The organism is Syntrophorhabdus sp. (genome assembly GCA_012719415.1).
Lineage (GTDB): Bacteria > Desulfobacterota > Syntrophorhabdia > Syntrophorhabdales > Syntrophorhabdaceae > Delta-02.
Genome location: JAAYAK010000310.1, coordinates 12,855 through 27,999, shown reverse-complemented (window position 1 = coordinate 27,999; position 15,145 = coordinate 12,855). Strand labels below are relative to the sequence as shown.

12 protein-coding genes and 1 tRNA gene are annotated in these 15,145 nt (G+C 58.9%); 5 read left to right on the top strand and 8 right to left on the bottom strand.

Going from position 1 to position 15,145, the window contains the following annotated elements; translation table 11 throughout:
- Positions 1 to 193: 193 nt before the first annotated feature.
- Both GXX82_17360 and GXX82_17355 read right to left on the bottom strand, forming a co-directional pair.
- Entirely contained in the window at positions 194 to 703 is a 510-nt protein-coding gene (locus GXX82_17360) for an OmpA family protein (GenBank protein ID NLT24813.1), read from the bottom strand.
- Positions 704 to 886: 183 nt separating this feature from the next.
- Positions 887 to 2,029 carry a choloylglycine hydrolase family protein gene (locus tag GXX82_17355; GenBank protein NLT24812.1) on the bottom strand — a complete coding sequence of 381 codons (1,143 nt, stop codon included), beginning with the start codon at positions 2,027 to 2,029 and terminating at the stop codon, positions 887 to 889.
- Between the two features lie 222 nt (positions 2,030 to 2,251).
- Between GXX82_17355 and GXX82_17350 the strand changes: the two genes are divergently transcribed.
- Positions 2,252 to 3,640, top strand: a complete 1,389-nt coding sequence (locus tag GXX82_17350; protein ID NLT24811.1) for a serine protease — start codon at positions 2,252 to 2,254, stop codon at positions 3,638 to 3,640.
- Positions 3,641 to 3,744: 104 nt separating this feature from the next.
- Here GXX82_17350 and GXX82_17345 read toward each other — a convergent pair.
- A tRNA-Met gene (locus GXX82_17345) sits at positions 3,745 to 3,821 on the bottom strand.
- Positions 3,822 to 3,940: 119 nt separating this feature from the next.
- On the opposite strand from GXX82_17345, the gene GXX82_17340 reads away from it, so the two are divergent.
- The gene (locus GXX82_17340; protein ID NLT24810.1) at positions 3,941 to 4,216 is read left to right on the top strand and encodes a hypothetical protein; all 276 of its coding nucleotides are present in this window, start codon (positions 3,941 to 3,943) and stop codon (positions 4,214 to 4,216) included.
- A gap of 4 nt (positions 4,217 to 4,220) precedes the next feature.
- Here GXX82_17340 and GXX82_17335 read toward each other — a convergent pair whose 3' ends face one another.
- The gene (locus tag GXX82_17335) at positions 4,221 to 4,844 is read right to left on the bottom strand and encodes a site-2 protease family protein (GenBank protein NLT24809.1); all 624 of its coding nucleotides are present in this window, start codon (positions 4,842 to 4,844) and stop codon (positions 4,221 to 4,223) included.
- Positions 4,845 to 5,026: 182 nt separating this feature from the next.
- Here GXX82_17335 and GXX82_17330 point away from each other — a divergent pair, with 182 nt between their 5' ends.
- The 3 genes from GXX82_17330 to GXX82_17320 all read left to right on the top strand — a co-directional run bounded on the left by GXX82_17330 (position 5,027) and on the right by GXX82_17320 (position 10,862).
- Complete coding sequence (locus tag GXX82_17330; protein ID NLT24808.1) at positions 5,027 to 7,060, top strand: HD domain-containing protein; 2,034 nt, start codon at positions 5,027 to 5,029, stop codon at positions 7,058 to 7,060.
- A gap of 159 nt (positions 7,061 to 7,219) precedes the next feature.
- The gene (locus GXX82_17325) at positions 7,220 to 10,021 is read left to right on the top strand and encodes an autotransporter domain-containing protein (GenBank protein NLT24807.1); all 2,802 of its coding nucleotides are present in this window, start codon (positions 7,220 to 7,222) and stop codon (positions 10,019 to 10,021) included.
- A gap of 7 nt (positions 10,022 to 10,028) precedes the next feature.
- Positions 10,029 to 10,862, top strand: a complete 834-nt coding sequence (locus GXX82_17320; protein NLT24806.1) for an alpha/beta hydrolase — start codon at positions 10,029 to 10,031, stop codon at positions 10,860 to 10,862.
- 3 nt (positions 10,863 to 10,865) lie between these two features.
- Here the strand turns inward: GXX82_17320 and glmS are convergent, their stop codons facing one another.
- The 4 genes from glmS to tatB are packed head-to-tail and all read right to left on the bottom strand — an operon-like array spanning position 10,866 to position 14,967.
- Entirely contained in the window at positions 10,866 to 12,689 is a 1,824-nt protein-coding gene (gene glmS / locus GXX82_17315; protein NLT24805.1) for a glutamine--fructose-6-phosphate transaminase (isomerizing), read from the bottom strand.
- A 24-nt stretch (positions 12,690 to 12,713) separates the two neighbouring features.
- Positions 12,714 to 13,730 carry an NTP transferase domain-containing protein gene (locus tag GXX82_17310; protein NLT24804.1) on the bottom strand — a complete coding sequence of 339 codons (1,017 nt, stop codon included), beginning with the start codon at positions 13,728 to 13,730 and terminating at the stop codon, positions 12,714 to 12,716.
- Positions 13,717 to 14,472, bottom strand: coding sequence for a twin-arginine translocase subunit TatC (gene tatC / locus GXX82_17305; GenBank protein NLT24803.1), 756 nt, complete (start codon positions 14,470 to 14,472; stop codon positions 13,717 to 13,719). The genes GXX82_17310 and tatC overlap by 14 nt, the downstream gene beginning before the upstream one ends.
- 51 nt (positions 14,473 to 14,523) lie before the next feature.
- Positions 14,524 to 14,967 (bottom strand): twin-arginine translocase subunit TatB, encoded by a 444-nt coding sequence (tatB, locus tag GXX82_17300; GenBank protein NLT24802.1) that lies wholly within the window; start codon positions 14,965 to 14,967, stop codon positions 14,524 to 14,526.
- Between the last annotated feature and the right edge of the window lie 178 nt (positions 14,968 to 15,145).

Sequence of the window (15,145 nt, the reverse complement as noted above, 5' to 3'; positions counted from 1 at the left end):
GTCAACAAGAATAATGGAGAAAGTTCGTTCTGTTGGCATAGGCGCTGAAAGGCGTTCTATTTCGACTGGTTAGCGTGGTGACCCTGGAGGCTGACGTTTCCTATAATACTGATAATGGATATTATGTTAACTAGTATCAGCCTAAAAGCAGGGAGAGGCCGAAACCCCTCCCTGCCTGTCTTCCCTGCTCAACCTACTGCATCATCTGGAAGTGAGCCCGACGATTCTTCGCCCATGCCTCTTCATTGTGTCCCGGATCGACAGGCTTTTCCTTCCCGTAGCTTATCGTTTCGAGAAGCCTGCCATCCGCGCCGAGACCGACAAGAAAGTTCCTGGTCGAGTCGGCTCTCTTCTGTCCCAGGACGAGGTTGTACTCCACGGTACCGCGCTCGTCGCAGTGGCCCTCGATCCGCACTTTCTTGCCCCTGTTCGCCGTATCGCGGAACCAGTTCATGTTCTCCCTGAGGATAGCCGCGTCGCCCTCGCGGATGTTGTACCGGTCAAAATCGAAATGGATGTCTCTGAGGGCCACAGCGGCCGGCGCCACAGGCACCGGTGTCTTCGCCTCAGGCGGTGTCACGACCGCCGGCGGAGCAGCTGGCGGAGGAGTTTCACCCTTCATCTGCTGGTAGAAACAACCACAGCCGCTCAGGGACACTGCCAGGAACACAGCCATCACCAACAACACATACCTCTTTGTCATGATCGACCTCCTTAGTATTTGGTTTAGCCCTTCAGTCTCTCCATTTGTTCTCACGCTATACGTCAATTGTAGCACGCCCTGCAAGTTTTGCCACATTTATGACGGGAAATCTGTTTTGAGCTGGCAGAAGGATCGTGACATGGTCCGGCCTCCTCCACTCGACACCTCCCTGGAGGCCACCCGTTACCGAACCCTCGAAACCGTCACGTCCTCGAAGTCCTGCTGTTTCCTCAAGTCGAGGGGCGTCGTTCTGATCACGCCCTTCAGGCCATCGAGATCGATGGCCCCTGCGTTCACCCGCCGGACGCGCCGGTTATGCTGCGTGTGGTAATACATCACCATGTTCTTCGTGTCGTAGACCACCGTCCAGATGGTGGAACTGCGCATGGCTGACGCTGTTTTTCCGTGGTCCGAGCCTTCGGCTCCGCCAAGGGGGAGGTTGAAGTTGTCGAGGATCCGGAACATCTCGTACACGGTCTCGGGCCCGTCCGCCGTCCTGCGCGCGCTTGCCGTGAAGGCTACGGCCCGGATGAAGCGCGAGGGAGGTGTAAAGTCCCCCGGCAGGCCGATCATCCCGCTGCCGGCACCAAGGGGTGCAAACTCCATATCCTCGATCCTCTTGTCCGGCAGGGCCACCTGAGAAAGATTCACGTAGTTCCTGAGGTTCGTGATGTGCCAGTCGTAGGCGGGGGCGTTCGTCATGACGCCAAGCGGGGCGTCGAATATCTTCGTCTCCCCCTGTTTGAACTCGATAACCACTCTCTTCCCTGATGGCTCGGCGATTATGAAATGAACGGGCGGCGGGAACCCCAGGGCCTCTTCCACCACCGGCACGACACGGACCTTCTTCATCGCCGCCCGCACATCCTCGACGGTTGCGCAGGTGGTTAGAAGATACTGGGCGACGTCGGTCGGTCCCATGGTCTCGCCGGCCCTGTCGGGCGCGTATCGTGCGTATTCCGCATAACCCGGGTGATACAGGAGGGCAAGGGCCAGGCCCTTCTCGTTGAATCCGTCCGCCAGAACCTCTTTTTCCAGCATGTCGGTGCCCACGACGGCGTATTTCCCTTTCCATCTGTACCCTCCCCTGCCGTCCGGGGTGCGCCCCTTGAATACATGGTCACGAGGGATGATGATGATCCGACCGTTGAGATCAAAGGAGCCCCATTCCATGGTGCGACCGAGAAGGACAGCTCCGTCGCCAGCCTTCAGGGTGATAGCCGTGCACGCGTGCGTGACTGGCGGCGCCCCGGCGATGAGGAAGCTCATTGCGGCCAGAACGACAAGCCACGCCGATAGTTGTCTTCTGAATGGTCTCGTTGACATGTTTGTCCTCCCTTTTCTTGTTCGGATATCCTCGTGCCTTCTTAAGCGGTAACACGTATCCTTTCCGTGCCGCATCTGTCCGCAGGTCCCGGTTGCGCGCCGTCGATACCCGCATTATACACCAGGGGACACCGATATACTGACTTTCGGGGCCGTTCAGGGATTGGCGGCTGTATTGACAAAATATGGCGATCCGTTATTATATCCTTGCGAGGCGACCTTATGGACACGAGCACAAAGAGATCCTTCGAGATCCTTGGTCTCCGGGAGGATGCGTCTGCGGCGGACGCAGATCGGGCGTACCGTGTCCTCATCGCGGAGAAAACCGACTGGAGCGACGTCAAGGAGATCAACTGGGCTTACGAATGTGTCAGGGAGTATTTTTCCTCAAAGGGTACGGACGGCTCAGCGGGAACTCAAGCTTCCGCCTCCTCAGAAGAGTTACACCCCTCCCCTGCCGAGCAGCGGACAACGGGCTCCGGGCGAAGGATCGCCGTGGTGGCCGCATCATTGATCGGGGTCGTCCTGGTGGTCCTTGGCGCCTTCCTTGCCTTCAAGGTGATGGATCCCTTTCGGACGCGCGGCACGGGAGATCTCTCAGTGATCATAAAGACGCTGAAGCCATCCGTCATCACCGTCACCACTGACGGAGCGGCCCGTGGTTCAGGCTTCGTGGTGAGCAAAGATGGCTATATTGTCACGAATGCTCATGTGATGCGCGAGTTAACGGGCAAGGCGACCTTCTCCGACGGCTCCGTCGTCGACGTCGACCTCATTATTGTCGATCCCGACAGGGATTTCGCCCTCCTCAAGGCCCGGCAAGCGCGACAGTACGCTTTCCTGCGGCTCGGCGACAGCTCGGCCTGCTCCGAGGGCGACACAGTGATAGCCGCCGGTACGCCCCTTTCCTTCGAAACCACCTTCACGCGCGGTATCATCAGCTCGACGAAACGGTTATTTCCGGCCTACAAGGCCTCTTTCATCCAGACCGATGCCGCCCTGAGTCCGGGAAACAGCGGAGGCCCGCTCATCAACCTTTCAGGTGATGTCATCGGTATCAATTCCCTGAAGATCTCGGGGCTGAGCGTTGAGGGGATGGGGTTCGCGGTGGCCATCAACGACGTAAAACACCATATCTCAAGCAGGCGACAGATGGGCGAGTCAGATCTCGCGCGCCAATTGGCCCGTGTTGAGGAGAAGATGGAGGAGATGAACCAGTGGCGCGACCAGTCGTCGGGCAGAGAGGAGAAGAGGGTCCGGGACAGGATGGTCGAGGAACAGTGGGAGCGGGAGCGGCGGCGGAGAGAATTCTCGGAGCGGGTCGATGAGGCCAACCGGAACCTGAGGGAGCAGAAGGAAAGAGAGGAGCGCCGGATCGAGGAGGAGGCCGAGCAGTACAGGTCCCGGATGCGCGACCAGATGGAGGCGAAGCGCAAGGCCCTCTCCGAATGTCTCCAGACCGCGAACCACCGCTATCAGACGGCGTGGAACGACTCATGCAGGTCGATGAACCTCGGCGCGCAGTGCAAACTTCCTTATTCCTCGGCCAGCATGCTGGAACAACGGCTCATGCAGTCCCGCAACGAATGCTTCAGGCTCTACCCCCAATGACCGCCATCGCCTTGCGTGTTTGTGTGTCGTGAAAGAAGGGTCCCGGCAATCACCGGGGAATGCATAAAAAGAAACCCCGGGGTTACCCGGGGTCCTGGTATTTTTGGTTGCGGGGACCGGATTTGAACCAGTGACCTTCGGGTTATGAGCCCGACGAGCTACCAAACTGCTCCACCCCGCTGTCGAATGCAATACTGTATAGGAAAAGGGGCGCAAAGTCAAGGGCTAAACCCCGAAAGGTCTTGCGATAGAGGGGTCCAGGGACTAGAATTGGTAAAAACGAACCTTGAGGAGGTCATCATGAGATGGAAATGTGGTGTTCTTTCGGTGATGGTCGTTTTCCTCTTCCTTTTTGGAGGGGCAGCGGTGGGGGTCCCGGCGGAAAAAGGCGGTCGGGCGCTCTTCGAGAAGAAATGCGGGGCTTGCCACAGCATCGATAAACCGAAGTCGCAAGGCAAGACCAGGGCCGAATGGCAGGCCACCGTGGTGAGGATGAAGGGGCATGGTGCCGCCCTTACCGACGCGGACATCTCGGCTATTGTCGACCACCTGGCCAGGGCCTACCCAAAGAAATGAGCTCTTAAGGTATGAAGAGACGGATGATGGAAATGATGATGCCCTGGATGAGGGAGATAACGGGGTTGAGTACGCCGAGGTAGAGAAGCCCGAGGATGATGAACATCCCGAAGGGCTCGAGGCGCTCCAGTTGATACCTCAGTTCACCGGGCAGGAACCCCATCAATATCTTGGATCCGTCCAGGGGCGGTATGGGGATAAGATTGAAGGCGGCGAGCATTATATTCACCCGCGCGGCGAAATACAACATCGTGTGCAGGGGACCGAGGTCGTAATCCTGCGTGAGACGCATAATGAGAAAAGCGATGAAAGCGAGGATCATATTTGCCGTGATACCGGCGGCGGAGACGTAGATCATGCCCTTGCGGAGGTCTCGGAGGTTGAGAAAATTGACGGGCACAGGTTTCGCCCAGCCGAAACCAAAGATGAGAAGGGCGATCGTCCCGAAAGGGTCGAGATGTTTCACGGGGTTCAGGGTGAGCCTTCCGAGCCACTTTGCCGTGGGGTCTCCCATCCTGTCGGCGACCCACCCGTGGGCCAGTTCGTGAATGATGATGGAGTACAGAAGGGGGATGACGAGGAGGAGAAAGGTCAAAGGGTCGCGGAATAAAAGCTGAATGAGTCCCATGATGAAGTGAGATACAATATTCCATAGATGGATCGGGATTGCAAATGAATTTAACAATTATCTATAAATAATCTGCTCTATTATAACAAGATATTTGACAAAAATCGGGTGCCATGATAAGAAGAGATTTGTTTGCTCCGTGGGAAACAGGAGACTGATCAGGGTACGGGGAAAATCACGCAATGACCATCGATCCAGAAAAAGATGCTGGACCCAGCATCCCTCGGAAGGATGTTTTTCGCGATGCGCCGGATTTTGAGGTAGCCGACGCCTTTGGCGTTACCTTGGCGCTGCGTTTCCGGAACTTCATGATCCGGCATCTGGAGCTCGTCTTTGTCCTCCTGATCGCCGTTCTCGTTTGCGCCATCTTCTTCATCCTCCCTTACAGGTTCGCCTTCCTCAACCTCTTCTACCTCCCGGTCCTTCTCGCCGCGTATATTCTGGGCAAACGCAAGGCCTTCTACGCGTCCCTCAACATAATTGTTATCGTGGGTGTCACGGCTCTCATCAGGCCCGAATGGTTCGCCGTGGGCGGCAATGTTACGAGCACGCTCATCATGATCGTCATCTGGGGCGGGTTCCTCGTTCTGACCAGCGCCGGTATAGGGTCGCTGCAGGAGAAACTGGCGAAGGGCTTCGAAGAAACGAAACGGCTCTACGAGGAGCTCAAGCGCAGCCGCGTCGCAGAGGAGATGAAGGAGAAGGTCGAGAAGACCCTCTACACCACGATGGACCCCGTCGTCGCAAAGCTGGCGACGGAAGGAAAGCTCAGGATAGAAAAGCGGGAGATCAGCATCATGTTCTGCGATCTTACGGACTTCACCGCCTATTCCGATCAGAACCCCCCCGATATCGTCCTTGACGAACTGAACCGCTTTATCGGGTCCATCGAGCCCGTCATCGAGCTTTTTCGCGGCCATATAGACAAATACATGGGTGACGGCGTCATGGTCGAGTTCGGCGCGCCCGTCGACTATGCCCAGCACGCCCTGATGGCTGTGCTTGCGGCAATAAAGATGCAGGAAAGGATCAAGGATATGGGCCTTCCCTGGAAGCTGCGCATCGGCATCGCCACGGGATACACGATCGTCGGCATGATGGGTGTCCACAGACAGGCTTACAGTGCCATAGGGGACCGTGTCAACGTCGCGAAGCGCCTTGAGGAGATTTGCGAGCCTGAACGGATATACGTCGACGAGTACACCTTCAATTTCGTCGAACCCTTCGTTAACGTGAAGAAGCTGCGTAATATGGGGTACAGCCGGCAGAGCGACAAGGCCCTCCTCGAGGAACTCAGCATCCTTGAGCACAATCTCGCACAGGAAGGAGAGAGTTCGCAGCTCCTTTACCAGATGGGGAAGGTGCACTTCGGTCTCCACGATGCCTCCGCCGCCATCTCCTGTTTTGAGCGGGCCCTTGCCCTCGATCCGGATTCCACGGACTTGAGGCTTGCCTATGCCGATGCGAATCTCAAAAGGGACGAGTTCGAGAAGTTCCAGCTCAAGGGAAAACTCCACAAGATCGCTGTGTACGAGGTCAGGAGCATAAAGAGCCGCTGGCACGACCACAGCGTTATCCCCCGGGCCGTATCGGAGCGGTACAGGGAAGTGGAGGCGGCGATCAAGGTGCCGGTGGACCTTGTCCTTGCCGTGGAATCTCTGGACGGTTCCATAGGGCGCGGACTCCTTGTCGCCATGCTCTCCTATGCCCTTGCGGACCGTCTCAACCTCAACGAGGACCTGAAACTGAACATACTGCAGGCCGGGTTCCTTCAGGACATCGGCAAGGAGGCCATACCCCATCACATCCTGAACCGCCAGGCCAGCCTCACGGAACAGGAGATCAAGTTCGTGGAGAAGTATGTCCTCGAAAGCGTTGCCTCCCTGAAGCGGCTCGGTTATGTCAACGATCAGTTCCTGGAGATCGTCAGGCACCACCACGAACTCTGGAACGGCAATGGCTACCCCGACGGTCTCAAAGGTGAGGAGATACCCATCGGCGCGCGCATAACGGCCGTCGCCGAAGCATACAGCGCCATGACGTCCTGGCGTCCTTACCGCGGTCCCTGGGACGTGCGGCTCGCATTGAACGAGATCAGGAAGAACACGGAAAAGGGGTTCTACGATCCCCAGGTCGTCGACGTGCTTCTCGAGGTCCTTAAGTTCGACGCGTCGCTGGTGGATAGTGGTGAGGTTTCATCCGCGGGCAACGCGTAGGAGATGAGGCGAGGCCGCAGGCCTGCCCCCGGGCACGACATTCGCACTCACTTCCGGATGGAGTTCAGTATGGACAATCTTCACCAAACCCTGTAGTATTATCCCGGCTGAAAAGTGTGTCCCACCAGCCCACATTATCCATCAGGAGACAGTGGAGCTATGACCTGTGCTGACAGCGGCAGAGCGGAGCGTGAGACCACCGCCCCGACCCGTCGGGGACCGCGGGCATCCCTAACGTTCCTTACCATTATTATTGTGTTCTTGAGCCTTCCCCTTACCGTTTCCGGCGCCGACCTCAGCCCGAGCTACAGCGAGGCCGTTGAGATGGCGATCCGGAACGCCTCCAGTCCGTCGGGCTGGCAACCGGCGTCGCTCTATGTCATACCCGACGGGGGAGGCACGGAGGGCCTCTTCTATGACGCGGGAAAGCTCGTGGTGCGGACAGCCACGAGATCACGCTACGTGAAGGGTAATTACGTCGGGCAGGCGGGGTACAAGATCTTCGGGGGTGCTTCCACAGATGCCGCCTGGGTAACGGTCGGCAACGATGCCACCCGGTTCCTCCTTGCCAACGGTGTGAACGGCGGCAACGTGGTCACCCTTCTCGAGAGGGGGCTCGGGATGGACACGACGGGCACCCATGACGCCATCATCGAGTACGCCGTGAACACCCAGTATCTTCTGCGCCCGACACGAAACCCCGACATCAGCACGTACACGCCGGCCAAGTACGGTCAGAACCTTCCTTTCGAGAAACCGGCAGGGATGAGCGACGACACGTTCAATAACTTCAAGGCCTACTACACCAACTGGCTGGCCCAGGCGTACGGTGGATCTCCTTTTCCCTTCACGCAACTCGGCTACACGTTCTTCTGGGGGAACGGCACTTCCCCGGCCGACATAGTGGGCATGACGGAGTTCATCCTTCTCGGCCAGACCCCTGTGGACATCTACGGGATCTACGCCACGGGGTCGTACATCTATACCCGAAACGACGGGACCGATTTCAGCACGGCGGCAAACGCCTCTTACGGGAACGGTTTTGCCAGCTTCAAGATAGACGGGGCCTGCGATACCGTCTGGGCGGGCCATCGTTTCCAGAAGAACGTGCGCACCGCGATTGCGACACCGAACCAGATCATCATCGAACCGGGAGGGAGCGTTACCGGGGGTCAGGGCCTCCTGGTATGGTCCCTCAACTACGACGTGATCAACAACGGCACGATCAGCGGGGCGACAGCGGACAAACTCGGCCTCGCCGGGACGTCGAACATCGCCGTCCTCTTCAAAGGGGATACGAGCGTCGCCTACGGGACCCCCGTCACCACCGCCGGTGCCGTCAACCGTCTCACGAACGCCGGGACCATCTCGAGCCCCGGCACGGCCATCAAGGCCGAGGCGGGAGACACGGTGATCACCAACAACCCGGGCGGGACCATCTCGGGTGCCATCGCCATCCAAACGGGTTCCGGGAACGATACGGTAACGATAAACGGAGGCCGCGTCTCGGGCACCATCGACCTCGGCGCTGGGACGGACAGCATGAACATGGCAGGTGGCGCCGCCGCGCGCCTCGACGTCAGTCTCAACAGGAACACGATGAACACGGCGAGCGTCATCAACGTTGAGACCGTAACCATCGCCGACAGCACAAACTTCGGGGTCACCCTTGCCGGACCGGCCGTCCGGAACAACGACCGCTTTCTTGTCGTCGATGCCGGCACGCTGACCACCACACCGGCGAACCTGGTGGTGGCGGGCGATGCGTCGGCGCCGATGGTCAGGTTCTCGGCCGCAAAGGACGGGGGCAGGCTCTACCTTGTTGCTTCCAGGAACAACACCTATTACAGGGACATGAGCGGCAACCCGTCCCTGGGAGCAGCCCTCGACGGTCTCGCCAACTCGGCGACGGGAGACCTGGCGGACGTGCTGGGAGCTCTTGACAGATCGGGGAGCGCCGGTAACGCCCTGCAGCTTGAGCCAAAGGCTGACGGGAACCAGGGTGTTGTCGAGGCGGGTTTCGGGGCTGTCAACCGGTTCCTGGAGACGACGACGAGCCGCATCTCTCAGGTCATAGCGGGGAATGGCTCAAGTGGCGCGGGGACCGGAATATCGACGGGTGACGAGGCCCTGAAGTGGGGCATGTGGGCACAGGGGTTCGGCAGCTATCTGAAACAGGACCCTTGGGATAGCTCCATGGGCTACACGGCGCATATATGGGGTACCTCGCTGGGTCTCGACAGGCTCGTGACCGACCATTCCCTGTTCGGTGTAAGTGGCGGGTTTGCGAGGAGCCATATCCGGACGAGTGACAGCGGGACCGCGACCGACGCCAGCAGCTACCAGGGCAGTCTGTACGCGAGCTTCTTCAGGAATGCCTGGCGTGTCGACGGAACCGTTTCCTGCGCGTACAACCGGTACGACGGGTCGAGACATATCGCCTTCGGCGGCGTCGATCGCCTCGCAACGACCAGCTACGGGGGATATCAGTATTCCGGGTATATCGAAGGGGGATACACCATCACCGGCGGGGGATGGAACATCACTCCCCTTGTCTCCCTGCGCTATTCCCATCTCCATCTCGATGGTTACACGGAGGAAGGGGCCGGTTCACTGAACCTCTCCATCGACTCCCGGAACTATGACATGTTTCAGTCCGGTCTGGGAACGAGCCTGTCACGGCCCTTCCTGTGGCAGGACTCGCGGCTCATGCCTGAAGTGCACGTGAAATGGCTCTATGATTTCATCGGGGACCGTCAGCAGACGACGTCCACCTTCACCGGGGGTGGAGCCTCATTCTCCACCGGAGGGTACGATCCGCCGCAGTCGAGCCTGAACGCCGGAGCGCGGCTGACGTTGACCAACAGATACGGCGTCACGGTATCCGTCAATTATGACCTGGAACTCAAGAAGGATTTTTACAGCCATGCCGGCTATGCCAACATTCGCTTCGTTTTTTAGACGCGTCTTGATCATCCTGCTTCCGGTCTTCCTCATCGGGGCGGCATGGGGCTGTGCCTCCATGGGATACCCGGGGGACAGGTACGAGGCGGCCGCGCGGGCCGCGGCGGCGGGGGATCTCACAAAATACTCCCTCGAAGCGAAGGGCTTCGCACTCATCGCTTACGGGCGTTTTTCCCGGCCGGGGAAGGATCTGACCGTGTATATCGAGGGGGACGGGTCGGCGTGGCTCTCTCCCGCCCTGCTCTCCCCTGACCCGACGCCGGCGGGTCCACTTGTCCTGCGCATGGCGGCAATGGATCCGGCCGCAAACGTGGCGTACCTGGCCCGTCCCGGTCAGTACGCCGCAGGCCTCGCGCCGCCCTGCGAGCCCCTCTACTGGTCGGAGAAACGCTTCTCTCCCGAGGTCGTAGAGGCCATGAACGAGGCCATAGACCGGCTTCGCGCCTTCTCGGGCTCAGGCAGGGTCCATCTCGTCGGATATTCCGGGGGTGCCGCCATCGCCGTGCTCGTCGCCTCTCGCCGGGGTGGTATTGCAAGCTTGAGGACGGTGGCCGGCAATCTCGACACCGAGGCGGTGAACGGGCACCATGGGGTGAGTCCCCTGACCGGGTCCTTGAACCCCATCGACGAGGCCGGAAGGCTGGCAGGTTTGCCGCAGCGTCATTTCGCCGGAGCAAAAGACACCGTGGTACCACCCTTCATTGCACGATCTTTCCTGGAACGGGCGGGGGATGCAGACGGCCGCGGGCTCGTCATTGTTGAGGGCGTCTCACACTCCCGGGGTTGGCTGGAGAGGTGGGGAGAACTCCTCACTGTCCCTCTGGTAACCGCCCGATAGAGGTTACTCGACGGTCACGCTCTTCGCCAGGTTCCGGGGTTGGTCCACGTCGGTGCCGAGAAGGTTCGCCATGTGGTAAGCCATGAGCTGGAGAGGCACCACGGAGAGAATGGGCTGGAGTTCGTAGATGCTTTCGGGAACGACGAACAGCGCGTCGATCCTCTTGGCCATGTCATGGCGGGCGTCATCGGTGAAGAGGAGGACCTTTCCGTTGCGTGCCAGGACCTCTTCCATGTTGGAACAGGTTTTCTTGTATGTCTGGTCTCTCGGAGAGACGAACACGATGGGCATATTCTCGTCTATGAGGGCGATGGGGCCGTGCTTCATCTCTCCTGCCGCGTACGCCTCCGCGTGGATGTAGGAGATCTCCTTGAGCTTCAGGGCACCCTCGAGGACGGTGGGGAAGTTGATGCCCCTGCCGAGGTAAAGGAAGTGCCGGTAGTGCATGTTCTCCCTCGCGGTGTCTTCGATGGAGGAACTCGCATCGAGGATCGTCTGGATCTTATGGGGGATCTTCCTGAGTTCGCCGATGAGACGCCGGGCATCGTCACTGTCGAGAACATTAAGACGTTTACCCAGGTAGATCATGAGCATGAAGAAGACGGAAACCTGGGTGGTGAAGGCCTTCGTCGAGGCCACCCCGATCTCGGGACCCGCGTGGGTGTAAATGACACCGTCGCATTCCCGCGACAGGGTGCTGCCCAGCACGTTGCATATGGCCAGGGTGTGAAGGCCCCTCTTCTTCACCTCTTTCATGGCCGCTATGGTGTCAGCGGTCTCGCCCGATTGCGAAACGAGTATGACGAGGTCGTTCCTATCAAGGATGGGGTCGCGGTATCGGAATTCCGAAGCGATGTCGGTCTCCACGGGTATCCTCAGGTTTGCCTCGAAGATGTGTTTTCCTATGAGACAGGCATGGTACGAGGTTCCGCAAGCGACCATCCAGATCTTTCTCACTTTCGCGATGTCGGGGAGGTCGAGTTCTTCGAAGAATACCTCGCCCTCTTCTTCCTCGATCCTTCCGATCAGCGTGTCCGATATGGCCCTCGGCTGCTCGAAGATCTCCTTGAGCATGAAATGCCTGTAGCCGCCCTTCTCCGCCATGGCGCCCGACCACTGGACCGACCGGACCTCGCGCGTGACCTCGTCGCCGTCGAGGTTCGTTATCTTCAGATCACCTTTCCGTATGACCGCGATATCGCCATCCTCCAGGAAAATGAACCTGTTGGTCCTGTTGATTATGGCCGGGGCGTCGCTGGCAATGATATGCTCGCCATCCTCTCCCAGGCCGACGAGCAGCGGGCTCTCCTTTTTTGCCGCGATGAGGATGTCCTCCCCTTCCCTGATGACCCCGACCGCATAGGAGCCCTTGAGCATCCTGAGAGCTGACCTGACCGCCCCTTCAAAGCTTCCCGCCTTGCTGAGCAGACTGGCGATGAGATGGGGGATGACCTCCGTATCGGTGTCCGATGTGAACGTGTGTCCTTGTCCTTTCAGGGTTTCCTTCAACTCGAGGTAGTTCTCTATGATCCCGTTGTGAACGACGGTGATGTCGGCGGCCGTGTGAGGATGGGCATTGCGTTCCGAGGGAACGCCGTGGGTCGCCCACCTGGTGTGGGCGAGCCCCATGGGGCCGTCAAAACCGTCCGCTTCGATGGCTTCGGCCAGGTCGCTCACCTTGCCCTGCCTGCGGGCGAGCCTCACGGTCCCCTTGTTCCAGATCGCTATCCCTGCCGAGTCGTAACCCCGGTATTCCAGGCGCCGCAAGGCATCGATGAGAATCTCCCGTGCCCCTTCCCTACCCCTGTATCCGACAATACCGCACACTGCTGTTTCCTCCCTTTTTTGTCCTCACGCCCTTCCTTCGATGACCATATCCTGCTTGAACCGGGAGAGAGCGCCAATCCTGACACCCTCTTTCGCCTCCACTCCTTCCATGAAGACAAGACCCGCGATGGTCACATTGTTCCCTATCCTGCAGTTCCTGATGATCGATGAGGGTCCGATGTAGACCCATTCCCCGATGACCGTTGTGCCAGCGATGTGACAGTGGGGCGCGATGACCGTGCCCTGCCCGATCACGACGTCGCTTTCCACGTATATGTCGGTGTCGAGGAACGTTACGCCGCGGGCCATGTGTCCTTCGTTGATCCGCTGCCTCATCACCGTATTCGCCTCGAGCAGGCCCTTCAGGGTATTGACGCCGAGGACCTCGTCCGCCAGGGGATGGCAGAAACCCTTTGCGTGGCGGCCTGAGGCCCTGGCGACCTTGCAGATGTCCGTCAGGTAACGTTCTCCCTTTCTGTTGGCGGTGTCGATGAGGTCGATGAGCCCGAGGTCCTGGAACGGGATGTAACATATCCCCGTGTTGATCCTCGGGATCAGTTTTTCCGCGGCCGTCGCGTCTGCGTCCTCCCGGATGTCGGCGATGATGTCGCCGTCCATGACCACCCTGCCGTACCCGGAAGGGTCGGTGACATCCGTCGTCAAAAAGACGATCGAAGCAGAGGCCCGGCAGAATTCGAGGAACTGAACAAGTGTCGAATCCTCGATGAGAGGAACGTCGCCGAGGAGAACGAGGACATCGTTCCCCTCAAGGTGCCCGCGCGCCGATGCGAGGGCGTGGGCCGTTCCCTTTTGCGTTTCCTGAAACGCGGTCGCCACGTCCTTCTCTTCGAGATAGGCCTCGACGGTCTCCCTCCCGTAGCCGGTGACGACGACGATCCGGGCTGGTTCGAGGGTGCGCGCGGCGTCCACAACGTATCCGAGAAGGGGTTTTCCCATGATCTCATGCATCACCTTCGGTTTGCGGGAAGCCATCCGTTCCCCCTTGCCTGCGGCCAGAATGACGATATCAAGATCCTTCATCTGCAGTCTTCTCCTTCTTTCCAAAGAGGCGGGCGATGACGACGCTGAGCTCGTAAAGGCCCCAGAGGGGCATTGCCACGAGTATCTGGCTCACCGGGTCCGGCGGTGTTATGATGGCGCTGAGAATGAACGCTCCCAGGATCGCGTACCTGCGTTTCTTTGCCAGGAACCGATGGTTGAGTATCCCTACCCTGGCGAGAAAATAGGCGACAAGAGGGAGTTCGAAGAGGAACCCGAAGATGACGAGGAGCTTCAGGGTGAGGCTCACGTACCCCTTGAGGTCGGGCATGGGGATGACGAAGTCCGAGGCGTAGCTCACGAAGAACCTGTAAAGATTGGGCATGACGACGAAGTAACAGAATATCACGCCAGCCGCGAAAAGGAGACTACCCCAGAAGATAAGGGGATAGACGTATCTTCTTTCCTTCTCGTAGAGGCCGGGAGAGACGAACATCCACACCTGGTGAATGATGACAGGCGACGCGACGGTGACGGCCGTGAGTATCCATATCTTGAAATAGGTGAGAAATGCCTCCGTGACCCCCGTGAATATGAAACTGCTCCCCGGCGGCATGACCTTCTTGAAGGGCTGCAGGAGAAAGACGTTGACCCTCTCCCGGAAAAAATACGTCAGCGCGAAGGCGACGCACACGGACAACAGGCATATCACCAATCGTTGCCGCAGTTCCTTGAGGTGCGAGACAAAGGGCTGTTTTTCGTCTGGGTTTACTTTCCTGGCCATAGCAGAGCTGACACATCGTCTTATCGCCCCGGGAAGCGATCAGGTGCGCGATTACCCCCTCAGGTTGCCGTATCCGCCGGACTCGCCTGTGCCAGGCTGACCGTGCGGGTCTTCCCGGGGGCCTTGCTCGACCCCCGCTGCCTGCACCTCTTTGTCCTCATCGGGTTCCGGGTTCGCGGGAAACTCGATCATGTCCTCTTCGCTGGAAGCTGCTGCTTCCGCGGTGAAGGGTTCGCCCGCACCCTCTGTCCCGGCATCCTCGGCATCGCTGTCCCCGACGGTTTCCGTCGTCTGCGCCTCTTCCTCTTTCCGGGGTTCTTCAAGATCGTCTGACGTGACCTCCTCGAAGGACTGCTTCACATCGTCGGTCATGCTCTTGACCTGATGAAGGGCCTTGCCGATGGACCGTGCGAGTTCGGGCAGTTTCTTCGGCCCTACCACCAGGAGTGCGACGATCATTATGAGAATGAGTTCGGGGAGACCAATACCAAACATTGGGGATAAACTATCATAAAAATAGAGGTCTTAAAAGAGAATTGTGCCCTCCCTTCGTGTCTCCCCGGGGGATTGAAAGCGACATGTCGCCCTCCCGGATGGGGCGCTAAGGCCATTGACATCACCCATACCGTGTATTAACCTGAGACCATCATCGTCGTGATACGCAGTCGAATTC

Coding starts and splice junctions, on each gene's coding strand:
- GXX82_17360 (NLT24813.1), bottom strand. CDS start 703: ATGACAAAGAGGTATGTGTTGTTGGTGATGGCTGTGTTCCTGGCAGTG.
- GXX82_17355 (NLT24812.1), bottom strand. CDS start 2,029: ATGTCAACGAGACCATTCAGAAGACAACTATCGGCGTGGCTTGTCGTT.
- GXX82_17350 (NLT24811.1), top strand. CDS start 2,252: ATGGACACGAGCACAAAGAGATCCTTCGAGATCCTTGGTCTCCGGGAG.
- GXX82_17340 (NLT24810.1), top strand. CDS start 3,941: ATGAGATGGAAATGTGGTGTTCTTTCGGTGATGGTCGTTTTCCTCTTC.
- GXX82_17335 (NLT24809.1), bottom strand. CDS start 4,844: ATGGGACTCATTCAGCTTTTATTCCGCGACCCTTTGACCTTTCTCCTC.
- GXX82_17330 (NLT24808.1), top strand. CDS start 5,027: ATGACCATCGATCCAGAAAAAGATGCTGGACCCAGCATCCCTCGGAAG.
- GXX82_17325 (NLT24807.1), top strand. CDS start 7,220: ATGACCTGTGCTGACAGCGGCAGAGCGGAGCGTGAGACCACCGCCCCG.
- GXX82_17310 (NLT24804.1), bottom strand. CDS start 13,730: ATGAAGGATCTTGATATCGTCATTCTGGCCGCAGGCAAGGGGGAACGG.
- tatC (NLT24803.1), bottom strand. CDS start 14,472: ATGGCCAGGAAAGTAAACCCAGACGAAAAACAGCCCTTTGTCTCGCAC.
- tatB (NLT24802.1), bottom strand. CDS start 14,967: ATGTTTGGTATTGGTCTCCCCGAACTCATTCTCATAATGATCGTCGCA.